The following is a 12,323-nucleotide window of genomic DNA, read 5'->3' as shown; positions in this document are numbered from 1 at the left end:
CTGAAATTTTAGACTCATAATGGTATGGTACTTAAAAATTTAAATTCAAAAATTGAAACTGGGATAATATGCGACGTTTTTCTTGTATTGTTGGCTCTGTATTTTTAGCAATGACTCAGGCTCAAGCAGAGCTCGTAATTAATGGTTCTACAATATCTAGCAATGCTACTGTTCCAGTAGTAACTAGCGAAGATTATACGCCTAATAATAATTTCCAAAGTTGTTTGGCAAATTTACGTTCTCAAGCAATTGCTGCGGGAGTCTCGGGAACAACTTATGACCGTTATACTCAAAACTTAACTCCAGATTATTCAGTTATTGATAAATTAAACTATCAACCAGAATTTTCGACACCAATTTGGGATTATCTTTCTGGCTTAGTCGATGAAGAGCGTGTTGAGCTTGGAAAACAAAAACTGGCGCAACATCGCGATGTTTTAAATCGTGCTTCTCAAACTTACGGCGTGCCACCAGAAACAATCGTGGCAGTATGGGGTGTGGAAAGTAATTTTGGTGATATTTCTGGAAAATATCCTTTATTACAAGCGCTCGGAACTTTAAGTTGTGAAGGTCGTCGACAAAGTTATTTCCGTACTGAATTTTTTGCCACCATGCGTATTTTACAGCGCGGTGATTTAACCGAAGATCAACTGAAAGGTTCTTGGGCTGGGGCATTTGGACATACGCAATTTATGCCATCGACCTATGAACGTTTAGCTGTTGATTTTGATGGAGATGGTCGTCGCGATTTAGTATCAAGTACTGCAGATGCATTAGCATCAACGGCTAATTTCTTAAATAAAGCTGGTTGGCAAACAGGAATGCCATGGGGTTTTGAAGTAAAAGTTCCTCAAGGCATGTCAATTGATGGAGAAGGGCGACGCTCAAAGAAAGCATTAAGTAGCTGGAGTGCACGAGGGGTAACTCGAATTGACGGCTCTCCACTTGTTCAAGGGCCTTTATCTGGCAGTACGTCGGCAGGTTTAATGGCACCGGCAGGTGTAAATGGTCCAGTATTTTTAGTATTTAAGAATTTTGATGCTATCTACAGTTATAACGCAGCGGAAAGTTATGGTCTTGCCATTGCCCATCTATCTGATCGTTTAAAAGGCGCTCGTCCTTTTGCAACCTCTTGGCCAACTGATGATCCAGGAACTTCACGCGCTGAACGTCGTGAAATCCAACAGTTTTTGATTAATCGCGGCTACGATATTGGTGCAGTTGATGGTCTTATTGGGGATAAAACCCGTGTAGCTATTCGTCAGGAGCAAACTCGTTTAGGTTTAAATCCATCAGGACGAGCAGGGCAACAAATCTTACGCGCATTTCGCCAAGAACAAGCCCAAAAAATGATGCAATAAAATGAAGATATAAAAAAGGTCTGCATGTGCAGACCTTTTTTATAAGTATTTGTATTAGATTGCTAATCTAATTTTACCGCTTCCAAAATATCAAAAATAACTGAAGTCACATCTTGGCTTAAATCTCGATCATTAAAGATTTCATACGCTGTGATCGTAACATCTGTATCACTTGGTAATTGCTTTTGTTCTTCTTCAATTAAATGTTCAATCGGTAATAGAGTCTGTTTCACTTCAAGATGTAGAATATCTTTATATTCGATATTTTCATCTTCAAGCTCGATTTCATGCTCATTGAAAAAGGGAATTAGAATAGAATGGAGGTATGGTTTAATTTCAATAATATCAAACAGTTCAATATCACGTGTTTGTTCAATTGTGCTGATATGATCATTTACTTCAATCAGGATATGATAGTAACTCATCTTGATCTCCATTCTATTTTAGTTAGCTCTTATGACCACAATAACATGACTTTGATATGAATTTCGATGTATCTACCTAGAAATAGATACATCATTTTATATCAAGTCCTTAATTATTGAGGTAAAGCACTTAATAGATCACGATCAGCATCTGTAAGACCAGTGACTTTTCTGTCACCATCTTTACGTACTGAGTACATTAATGCATTTGGTTGATCGCTATGTTTTAAACCAAGCGCATGTCCTAACTCATGAGCAATTGTTAAACGTAAATCATCAATAGACTTAAACTCATAAATCACAATTTGCTTGCCATTATAAATACCTTTTTTAAAGACATCAGCTTGGGCATTTTGCTTAAATTGGGTCAATGAATTGTTGAACTCATTGTTAATCTGATTAAAGTGAGTAACTTTGACATTTAAATCTTTAGCTTGCTCATTATATGCAGCAATTTCTTTCTTTAAAGCAACAGTTTGTTTTTGCAAATCTTTCTGAGTTTTAGCCAAAGATTTAGCACTGTATTCAGGTGCTAATTTGCCTTGGTTAAGCTGCATCATTTGCTCGTCAAGATTTTTCAATTTGCCATTCAAAATCTGCTTCTTATTTTCAAGATCAGATTGAGTTTGGCCAAGAGTTTGTTTCAATTGCTTAATTTGTTGCTGTTCATCAATTACACGTTGCTGTTCTTGCTGAAACTGAGCAGCAATTTTTTGACGCTGTTCAGAACGACTCTGGCTATTATCGTAAACTAAACGAATTTCTAACTTTGCATTTGGATCATAAGTAAAATAATCCTGTCCAGTACCTTGCTTCCAAATGTCCGCAGCTTGTTGGCTAATTTGAATTAATTGGTCTTGGCTTAAACCAAAACGTGGATCAATATCAGCAATTTTGTAAGTCAAATGTTGACCTGCTTTTTGCTGAATTTGAGTGTGAGCTGGAGTAGCAAGATTAGCATTAGCCTGAAAATTAGAAAAAGCAAAGGCTACGCCTAATAACAAAGATGTTAAACGCATAATTGAAGGGGGGAGATTTTAAAAAAAACGTATTATAAGAATATAAAGTGAAAAATCAATCAAAAAACGTACGATTCAAATAAATAAATGAGACTTTAGTCTCATTATTTTTTACCAAATGCCAAATTATTTTTTAGAAAAAATTCATTTAGTTTGGTTTTATTTAGTTTTTTTAATTATTTAACTTTAATGATTTTCCTTAATTGAACTATAAATTGAGCCTAATAACTCTAAATCTGAATTTGTTAATTTGAAATTATGGATATCTTGCTCTTTTAATCGTGGATACATTAATGATTTAGGATCAGTAGTATGTTTTAGTCCTAATGCATGGCCAAACTCATGAGCAAGGGTTAAACGTAAATCATTTAAAGAAGCGTAACCGTAAATTTGAATTTGGTTTTGGCTGAATAAGCCTTTATGGAAGGGTTGAATACTGGCTTTTTGTTCAAGTTTGAATCGTGTTTTTAGAGAGCTTAAATCATTTTGCTCTTGATTGAGCTCCCTAATTTTTAGATTAAGTAGTTGAATTTTATAATTTAAACTATTTGATTCGTTTTGTAGATTTCTAGATTTTTGCTGGAGTTGATTTTGCTGCTCTTTTAGCTCATCGGCACGATAGTATCGATGTTCTCCTTGGTTAAAGCGTATTACGTCTTGTTCATATTGCTCAAACTCAGCTTTCAGATTGATCTTTCTTTTGTTTAAATCAGACGATAGCTGATCAATCTCTTGTTTATTTAAAATAATTTCTTCATTTTTAAGACGCCATACTTCCTGCTTTTGCAAAAGTGCATCCAAATTTACCTGTTGCTCGCTTTTCATCAGCTGATGATCATCATAAATTAAGTTAATTACCAACTGAGCTTCTGAATCATAGATAAAATAGGTTTTTCCAGTCTCTTTATGCCAGATTTCAGCAGCTTGTTGGCTAATCTCAACTAATTTTTCTCGAGTTAATTGAAACCGTGGATCAATAAAAGCAATTCGATACCTTAAAGGTTGATTAGAGGAACCCATTGCTAAATTATTTTGAGCAAAGCTCGTCGTTTGAAAGCCTATGCATAAACATAAGCTTAATCCCCACCATAGAAATGTTTTCATGGCAAAATAAAAATATAAATAAAATCTTATTGTTAGCTACTTAATTTAATTCGTCAAAATGATAAAAAGTACAGGAGAGTGGGAGAGCTTTGTGATCTTGGTAGAAAAATTTAAAAAGATGTTTTTAGACTTGGCAATAATGGAATAATTAATGTAATAAGTAACAATGTATTTTAGTTTAGAAAATCTTTTTTATAATGAATACATTAGTTTTTATAATTGACCTTTTTGACATTAAATAATTTAAAAATATATGAAAAAACGTATTGTTATTTTTTGTAACAAATAAAAAACCGCGCCTAAGCGCGGTTTTTTATTAAAGAAACAAATTATTTTTTGTCATCTTTAACTTCAGTGAACTCAGCATCTACAACACCATCATCAGCTTTTTGTTGACCTGCATCGCCACCTTGGAATGCATTTGGATCAAAGCCTTCTGCACCACCAGCTTGCTGCGCTTGTTCATAAGCACGTTGAGTGATAGGCATTAAGATGTTTTGTAAAGCTTCAGTTTTCGCTTTGATATCTTCAACATCATTTTCTTTTGTTGCTGCTTCAAGTTCAGAAACCGCAGTACTTACAGCTGTTTTTTCATCTTCAGTAACTTTGTCACCAAGATCTTTAACTGCTTTGTTCGAGCTTGAAATTAATGCATCAGCTTCGTTACGAGCTTTTGCAAGTTCTTCAAACTTACGGTCTTCTTCAGCATTCGCTTCAGCATCTTTAATCATTGCTTCGATTTCAGCATCAGACAAACCTGAGTTAGCTTTAATCTGGATCGATTGCTCTTTACCAGTGCTCTTATCTTTAGCAGATACTTTCAAGATACCATCAGCATTGATGTCGAAAGATACTTCAATTTGTGGCACACCGCGTGGAGCAGGCGGAATGTCACCTAATTGGAAGTTACCCAACAATTTGTTTTGTTGAGCCATCTTACGTTCACCTTGGTAAACAGAAATGTCTACAGCAGGCTGGTTATCAGCAGCAGTAGAGAACACTTGTGATTTCTTCGCAGGAATCGTCGTGTTTTTCTCAATGATTGGTGTTAATACACCGCCCATTGTTTCAATACCTAAAGTTAATGGCGTTACGTCTAATAAAAGAACGTCAGTTTTGTCACCAGACAATACCGCACCTTGAATTGCAGCACCGATTGCAACTGCTTCGTCAGGGTTCACGTCTTTACGTGGCTCTTTACCAAAGAATTCTTGTACTTTTTGTTGTACAAGTGGCATACGAGACTGACCACCAACCAAGATTACGTCAGAGATGTCAGAAGTCGAAAGACCAGCATCTTTAAGCGCGATACGGCAAGGCTCAATTGTACGAGCAACTAAATCAGCAACTAAACCTTCAAGTTTTGCACGAGTTACGTTGATCACTAAGTGTTTAGGACCAGTTGCATCGGCAGTGATATATGGAAGGTTAATTTCAGTTGCATTTGATGAAGAAAGCTCAATTTTTGCTTTTTCAGCAGCTTCTTTCAAACGTTGTAACGCAAGTGGATCATTTTTCAAGTTCACACTTTGTTCTTTCTTGAATTCTTCAACCAAGAATTCAATTAACGCGTTATCAAAGTCTTCACCACCAAGGAAAGTATCACCGTTTGTTGATAACACTTCGATTTGTTGGTCGCCATCAAGGTCTGCGATTTCAATGATTGATACGTCAAAAGTACCACCACCTAAGTCGTAAACTGCAACTTTACGGTCGCCTTCTTTTTTGTCCATACCGAACGCAAGTGCAGCAGCAGTTGGTTCGTTAATGATACGTTTAACGTCTAAGCCAGCGATTTTACCCGCATCTTTAGTTGCTTGACGTTGAGCATCGTTAAAGTAAGCAGGAACAGTAATAACTGCTTCTGTAACTGTTTCACCTAAATAGTCTTCTGCAGTTTTTTTCATCTTTTTCAAGATTTCAGCAGAGATCTGTTGAGGTGCTAATTTTTTGTCGTTTACTTCAACCCAAGCATCACCATTGTCAGCTTTGATGATTTTGTAAGGTACAAGACCAATATCTTTTTGTACCGCTTGATCTTCATAACGACGACCAATTAAACGCTTAATAGCGAATAATGTATTTTTCGGGTTAGTTACTGCCTGACGCTTAGCACTTTGACCTACTAAGATCTCACCATCTTTATAAGCGATGATCGATGGAGTTGTACGTGCGCCTTCAGCGTTTTCGATTACTTTTACTTTATCGCCTTCAAGTACAGCAACGCATGAGTTGGTAGTACCTAAGTCAATACCAATAATTTTTGCCATGTGACGTTTTCCTCAAAAATTCTTTTGCAATGTTTTTGCTTGTTATCCGATATGAGAGTGAATCTATTTTTTTCAAGCGTTTTAGCTAAAAAAAATCTAAAAACTCTCAAAAATTTACTTATTGACCAACCATAACCATAGCAGGGCGCAATAAGCGGCCATTTAACGTATAGCCTTTTTGTAAAACAGTACCGATTTCATTTGCTTTAGCGTTAGGATCAATACCTACTGCTTGATGTAAATCTGCATTGAAACCATTTTTAGTATCAGCTTCTACAACGCCAAATTTCTCAAGCGCAGTTAACAGGGACTTTAAGGTTAATTTGATACCTTCAAGTACTGGGGTTTCTTCATCACCCGCTGCTTGAATTGCACGCTCTAGATTGTCTACAGAATCAAGTAATTCTTTTGCAAATTTTTCAAGCACAGTTTCTTTATGCTTATCAGACTCACGTTGAATACGCTCTACACTTTTTTGTGCTTCGTAAACAGCATTTGCTGTACGTGCCTTTTCAAGTTTCAGGCTTTCTTCTAATTTGGTGATTTGCGCTTGTAAAGATTCAACGGTAACGTCGTTTGCTTGCTCTACACCTTCAGCCTGAGTTTGCTCATTAGATTGCTCTGCTTGCTCGTGTTGAATGTCTTGAGCTTGCTCGTTTTGCTCATTAGCCATTGATGATCTCCGTTTAAATGGGTTTTTAAACATGTACAGTCCTTTTGGCATCAGCATTTACTGGGTAAAACCTGAACTGCCATGCATATGCTGTAATTCATTAATAGGGATGAAGTATGGGCATTACCTAAAAATTCAAGCGTACACGGCAATTTAAAACTTTTAATTTTGCGGTTTTAAGTAAAAATCTAAATTTTCGATCATAAAAGCAATAAATTCCTGCGTTATTTTGGGTAAATGTTGTCTTGATGCATATACCACTGACAAACTTAATTCCGGAGCTGAAAAGTTTTTAAATAAAGGAACTAATCTTTTTTCTTTTAAATCCTTTTTAACTAATAGTGAAGGCAACATTGCCACACCTTGGGCATGTAAACACATATCATAAACAGCATTTACATCATTACTTTTAAAGGTCACGTTTAAAGGGTAATTCTGCGGTTGCTGATCTTCATCAAAAAGTGTCCAAAATTGATGTTGGCTGTGGTGAGCTAAACATTCATGTTGAATAAGTTGCCTTGGATGGGAGAGGGAGCTGTGGTGCTTTAAATAATCAGGATGAGCACAGAAAACGGACTCGATTTGACAAACAGGTCGTGCAATTAATCCATCTGCAACTTTTTGCGTTATACGTAAAGCTAAATCGACCTGAGCATCAATTAAGTCCATCGTATTTTCAGTCAGATATACATCAAATTGAATATGTGGATGTTGCTGTTTAAATTGGCGAATACATTCTCCAACCCCTAATTGAAATAAAAACAAACCGCAGGTAAAGCGAATCGTACCGTTATGTTGCTCGGGTGCTGCCAGCTCTTGTAGAAGTTGCTGTTGTTGTAAAATATTTTCGCAGTAGAGGAGGGCTTTTTCACCTGCTGGTGTGAGTGATATTTTTCGTGTATTTCTTTGAAATAGTCGAGTTGAGAATGTGTGTTCAAGATGCTCAAGATAACGAGAAACCATCGCACGGGAATAATTCAGGTGTTCTGCGGCTTTGGTTAAATTGCCATGCTGAGCAATAGAAACAAAGACTTGTATGGCTTTTAATGTGTCCATATGTATTATCATTGTTACAATATATGCAACAGTTTATCTTAATTTAGTGCATTTATCTTACAGGAATTGCAATTTAAAGTATTTCTCATGAAATTGGAGAATACATAATGAAATTTTTTAAATTAACTGCTTCAGCTCTAGCAACTGCCACAGCTTTGACAATGGCTTCTTCCGCTTTTGCACAAGATCTAAAAATCCAAAGTTTTCTAGCTAAACCCGAACATTTTGGCGTGACGTCTACTTTAATTGAAGGCGATAAAGAAGTTCTATTGGTCAATGCGCAATTCTCAAAATCTGAAGCATTACGTATTGCTGCCGACATTATCGATAGCGGTAAAACGCTAAAAACAATTTTCGTAAGCTATGGCGATCCAGATTATTACTTTGGCTTAGACGTATTTAAACAATACTTCCCAAATGTACAAATCATCGCAACACCGGAAACTGTTAAACATATTCAAGATACTCAAGCGCTCAAAGTGAAGTATTGGGGTCCACAAATGGGTGCAAATGCGCCTAGCCAAATTATTGTGCCTCAAGCTTATACTGCTAAAACTTTAAAGCTAGAGAATGAGTCAATCGAGATTAAAGGTAAGAAAGAACTCACTTATTTATGGATTCCTTCTTCTAAGGCAGTAGTAGGTGGTATTCCTGTATCTTCAGGTATTCATTTATGGATGGCAGATACACCAAAAGTTAAAGACCGTAATGAAGTAATTCAAACGCTAGAAAACATTAAAGCACTTCAACCTCAGACAGTTGTTCCTGCCCATATGGTTGAGGGAGCTCCACAAGGTTTGGATGCGGTTAACTTTTCGATTGACTATCTCAAGAGCTATGATAAAGCCGTTAAAGTAAGTAAAAATGCGAGTGAGCTAAGTCAGCTCATGCAAAAACAATATCCAACATTAAAAAGTGTGGATAGCCTAGAGCTGGGTGCAAAAGTTGTAAAAGGCGAGATGCAGTGGCCGTAATTTAAATCGAAATATCGTAAATTTTTAGAGAAGCCGTGGTTTAAACCCGGCTTTTTTTAATGGGAAGAGGAATTTTTAAGCAAAAAACCTCTGTAACATTCTACGCACCTTATATAGCGTTTCTATAAAGAGAATTTTTTTGAGTAGAGCAAAAGGCTCAGATAAAAATTAAAAATTGATAAAATTAAACAAAAGCTTAAGTTGCTAGTTTTATATAAAAGATAGAGCTAAGAGTAAGGAAGCGAATTTAATAAAAAATTGCACAATTTGTACTTCTGTTACTACAAAAGACAACCAATGATACGCACGCCAGAAAAAAAAATTGTGAATTATAGGCAGCGCGAAGATGATCTTTGCATTTAAGTGTTTGTCGTAATGAAAGGAAAGCGATTATGAAAAAATTAGGTCTTATCTCTGTAGTACTTGCTGGTGTTGCTTTTACAGCTGTTGGTTGTGCATCTGAAGCTGGTTTAAACGCATCAGGTTCTGCTCAAACAAGTGCTAGCCCATCTGGCGTACAAGCTGGTGTAGGTGTTGATGCGGGCGTTTCTGGCCAAGCACAACCAGGTCAAGTTGATGCTGGTGCTTCTGGTTCTGTTTCAGGTTCTGCAACAGCTCAGTAATTCTTAGTGATAAGAATAGTTAAAAGATTATAGAGTCATATATTTAAGATGCCGATTTATGTATGAAGTGAGCTGCTACTCATTACTCTATAATTAAGAGAGTTTAGAATTCTCAAAAAAGCCCCAAAAGACGTAGCTTATTGGGGCTTTTTATATAGTAATGAATTTAGTCATCATGACGAGAATCTCGACGATTATGATCACGATCTTCTACCCGTTTTTTATCCCACTCGTGGCGTCTTTTATCGTCATCCCGGCGTTTCTTATCCTCGTCATGGCGTCTTTTATCCCATTCATGACGATTTCGATCCTGTTCGCGAGCAACTCTTCGTTGTTGTTCATATATTCTTTGACGTTCTTCCCAGCGTCTTCGTTCCCAATCGTTATATCGACGTCCATCATTGCGATCATAGCGATTACTATCATGATCATGGTAACCATAACCACCACGATAAGAAGGGTCGTCCGTATAAGCCACACAGCCTACAGTTAAAAGACTGGTTGCTAATAAAGTAACAACTAGTTTTGTTGACATAATCGTACCTCTTTTTGTCTGTTAACAATAATTGGCAAAAAAGTCCTGTTTTAAGTGACAGATTTGTTAATGACATTTGCTTGAAATCAGATTAGCGTAATTTGGGTTTTACCTTTGTATCTTGATTACATGAGTTGTATGCGAATATAGTCAAATAACAACAGAATTCTGTAGAAAATATGAAGGATAAGAGGAATTCATGGAGATAGGCATGACAGCATTTAATCAAAAAATTCAAACATTGCTAGAAAAGGGCCAAGGGCCTGCTGCTCGAGCTCTTGATAAGTTACCTCGATTAGCCCAAGAATCACTTGCTAAAATTCTTGGATATTCTTACCAATATCCCGATCTCGACTCATTTACTAAATGTATGATGGCTGTACAAATTAAACAGGGTCATATCGGTTTCATTGGTTCAGACCCAATTGAATCTAGAAGGCAGTTCGATACGCAAATGCTGGCTATACGCCACAAGTCAACAGAGATCGATTTAGTAGAAGATATCCGTTTACCTCTCCAAAGTGGAACCGTTTTTGCGAGACACTATCATCCAGCACCGAATAAAAAACTACCTCTTATTGTTTTCTATCATGGAGGAGGATTTGTTGTTGGTGGTTTAGATACTCATGATGAGGTTTGTCGTATATTGGCAAAATATGCAAAAGTACAAGTACTCAGTATTGATTACCCCCTAGCACCTGAGGTTTCTCCTCAGCATTTAATCCAATCTTGTGAAGATGCTTTAGCTTGGGTATATCAAAATCGTAGACAGTTAAAAATATTAAAAGGTCGAATTGCGGTAGCCGGGGATAGTGCTGGTGGAAACATTAGTACAGTCGTGGCTCAAAGATCAGTAAATAAACCTTATGCTCCTCAGGCCCAACTTCTTATTTATCCTGCCGTCGATTTCAAGAGTCGACATCCTTCCTTCTATGCATATAACGAAGGATTAGTTTTGACGGATAACGATATCAATAATGTCACTCAATATTATGCAACCCAGCATAACGTAGAACTAGATGATCCAATTATTTCTCCAACCTACGGCAACTTGAAGAAGAATCCTCCGGCTTTTGTGATTACTGCTGGGCATGATGTATTACATGATGAAGGAAAAATCTATAGCTATAAGCTACGCCAAAATGGTGTCAAAATGTATTATGAAGAATATTCAGATCAAACTCATGGTTTTATAAATTTGACGCCTATTTCCAAAAAAGCCAAACGGTACACCATTGAGTTCAGTAAAAACTTTAGAAAATTTTGGGATAAAAATAGCTAAATAAAAGTTTGGTCCATGTTTCACGTGGAACATGGGCACATCCAAAATATTAGGCCTTAAATAAAAGTTAATAAATACTCACTAGAATTCTTTTATATAGACGATTAAATTTAACCTCTATTAAGTTTTGCATTTTACTGTAGGAAGATATGAAAAAATTATTAATGCTATGTTGCTTAGGTCTAAGCAGTCATTCAGTTTGGGCTGACACTTTAGTTGAAATGCAAACAAATTTAGGCAACATAGAAATACAACTTTATGACGAGAAAGCCCCAATCAGCGTAAAGAATTTTAAAACCTATATAAAGTCGAACTTTTATAAAGATACGATCTTCCATCGCGTAATTCCTGGTTTCATGGTGCAGGGCGGTGGACTTACTGCAAATATGCAGGAAAAGACAACCCGAGCACCAATCAAAAACGAAGCCGGAAATGGAATTGCTAACACCCGCGGAACTTTAGCAATGGCTCGTACTGCAAATCCTGACTCTGCTACTAGTCAATTCTTTATTAATGTCGCAGATAACAATTTTCTAAATCGTTCGGCTGGTAACCCAGGTTATGCAGTTTTCGGAAAAGTAACTAAAGGAATGGATGTGGTTGACCGTATTGTAAAGGTACCTACAACCAATGATGGCATGCATCAGAACGTTCCTAAACAACCTATTAAGATAATAGAAGTGAAAATCAAAAAAGAATGAAAATAAATGATTTAAAATTTATTATTTTAAATCAGTAGCTTAATTAATTATTTTGGCTTTTTTGATTTTTGGTTGGGTAAAAAAGAGTCGGTCAAACACATATATTTAGAAAAGTGCTTGCGTACCAGTTTTTTTTCCCTATAATGCACTCATCCCGACGCGATACACGAGAATATCTTAGCTTACAGGGTTAAGATGAAAGCTTAGTATTGCGTTGAATTCTGTCTCTGACGAAGAGCAGAAAAATCATTAAGAGAATTGAAGAACAACTTGTGTGGATTTTTACTGATTGATTGATCG

Annotated in this window: 11 protein-coding genes and 1 pseudogene; 5 read left to right on the top strand and 7 right to left on the bottom strand. The window is 36.4% G+C overall.

Annotated elements, in window-relative coordinates; all coding sequences use genetic code 11:
- Positions 1-68: 68 nt before the first annotated feature.
- The gene (locus tag QLG01_RS11480; RefSeq protein WP_215898390.1) at positions 69-1,361 is read left to right on the top strand and encodes a lytic murein transglycosylase; all 1,293 of its coding nucleotides are present in this window, start codon (positions 69-71) and stop codon (positions 1,359-1,361) included.
- A 62-nt stretch (positions 1,362-1,423) separates the two neighbouring features.
- On the opposite strand, the gene QLG01_RS11475 is transcribed toward QLG01_RS11480, so the two are convergent.
- From QLG01_RS11475 to QLG01_RS11450, 6 genes and pseudogenes are all read right to left on the bottom strand, one after another.
- The gene (locus tag QLG01_RS11475) at positions 1,424-1,798 is read right to left on the bottom strand and encodes a hypothetical protein (RefSeq protein ID WP_003656007.1); all 375 of its coding nucleotides are present in this window, start codon (positions 1,796-1,798) and stop codon (positions 1,424-1,426) included.
- A 101-nt stretch (positions 1,799-1,899) separates the two neighbouring features.
- A pseudogene (locus QLG01_RS11470) lies at positions 1,900-2,880 on the bottom strand (M57 family metalloprotease).
- 111 nt (positions 2,881-2,991) lie between these two features.
- Positions 2,992-3,909 carry a matrixin family metalloprotease gene (locus tag QLG01_RS11465; protein WP_192455859.1) on the bottom strand — a complete coding sequence of 306 codons (918 nt, stop codon included), beginning with the start codon at positions 3,907-3,909 and terminating at the stop codon, positions 2,992-2,994.
- Positions 3,910-4,238: 329 nt separating this feature from the next.
- A complete protein-coding gene (dnaK, locus tag QLG01_RS11460) occupies positions 4,239-6,179 on the bottom strand; it encodes a molecular chaperone DnaK (RefSeq protein ID WP_004795542.1) in 1,941 nt (646 codons plus the stop codon).
- 118 nt (positions 6,180-6,297) lie between these two features.
- Positions 6,298-6,852, bottom strand: a complete 555-nt coding sequence (gene grpE, locus QLG01_RS11455) for a nucleotide exchange factor GrpE (protein ID WP_004795539.1) — start codon at positions 6,850-6,852, stop codon at positions 6,298-6,300.
- Positions 6,853-7,014: 162 nt separating this feature from the next.
- A complete protein-coding gene (locus QLG01_RS11450; protein ID WP_282496474.1) occupies positions 7,015-7,908 on the bottom strand; it encodes a LysR family transcriptional regulator in 894 nt (297 codons plus the stop codon).
- A 107-nt stretch (positions 7,909-8,015) separates the two neighbouring features.
- Between QLG01_RS11450 and QLG01_RS11445 the strand changes: the two genes are divergently transcribed.
- Both QLG01_RS11445 and QLG01_RS11440 read left to right on the top strand, forming a co-directional pair.
- Positions 8,016-8,882, top strand: a complete 867-nt coding sequence (locus QLG01_RS11445) for an MBL fold metallo-hydrolase (protein ID WP_282496473.1) — start codon at positions 8,016-8,018, stop codon at positions 8,880-8,882.
- 392 nt (positions 8,883-9,274) lie between these two features.
- Positions 9,275-9,505 carry a hypothetical protein gene (locus tag QLG01_RS11440; RefSeq protein WP_000733015.1) on the top strand — a complete coding sequence of 77 codons (231 nt, stop codon included), beginning with the start codon at positions 9,275-9,277 and terminating at the stop codon, positions 9,503-9,505.
- A 166-nt stretch (positions 9,506-9,671) separates the two neighbouring features.
- Here the strand turns inward: QLG01_RS11440 and QLG01_RS11435 are convergent, their stop codons facing one another.
- Positions 9,672-10,040: a hypothetical protein gene (locus tag QLG01_RS11435; RefSeq protein ID WP_192455856.1), complete on the bottom strand. Its 369-nt coding sequence runs from the start codon at positions 10,038-10,040 to the stop codon at positions 9,672-9,674.
- A gap of 211 nt (positions 10,041-10,251) precedes the next feature.
- On the opposite strand from QLG01_RS11435, the gene QLG01_RS11430 reads away from it, so the two are divergent.
- Together QLG01_RS11430 and QLG01_RS11425 are read left to right on the top strand one after the other, a co-directional pair.
- Complete coding sequence (locus tag QLG01_RS11430) at positions 10,252-11,322, top strand: alpha/beta hydrolase (RefSeq protein WP_282496472.1); 1,071 nt, start codon at positions 10,252-10,254, stop codon at positions 11,320-11,322.
- A gap of 149 nt (positions 11,323-11,471) precedes the next feature.
- Positions 11,472-12,023 carry a peptidylprolyl isomerase gene (locus QLG01_RS11425; RefSeq protein WP_282496471.1) on the top strand — a complete coding sequence of 184 codons (552 nt, stop codon included), beginning with the start codon at positions 11,472-11,474 and terminating at the stop codon, positions 12,021-12,023.
- Positions 12,024-12,323: the final 300 nt, after the last annotated feature.

Source organism: Acinetobacter sp. V89_4, from assembly GCF_029967875.1.
GTDB classification, from domain to species: Bacteria; Pseudomonadota; Gammaproteobacteria; order Pseudomonadales; family Moraxellaceae; genus Acinetobacter; species Acinetobacter oleivorans.
Note: the sequence above shows the minus strand (reverse complement) of the source record. Positions and strands in the feature narration are given on the sequence as shown.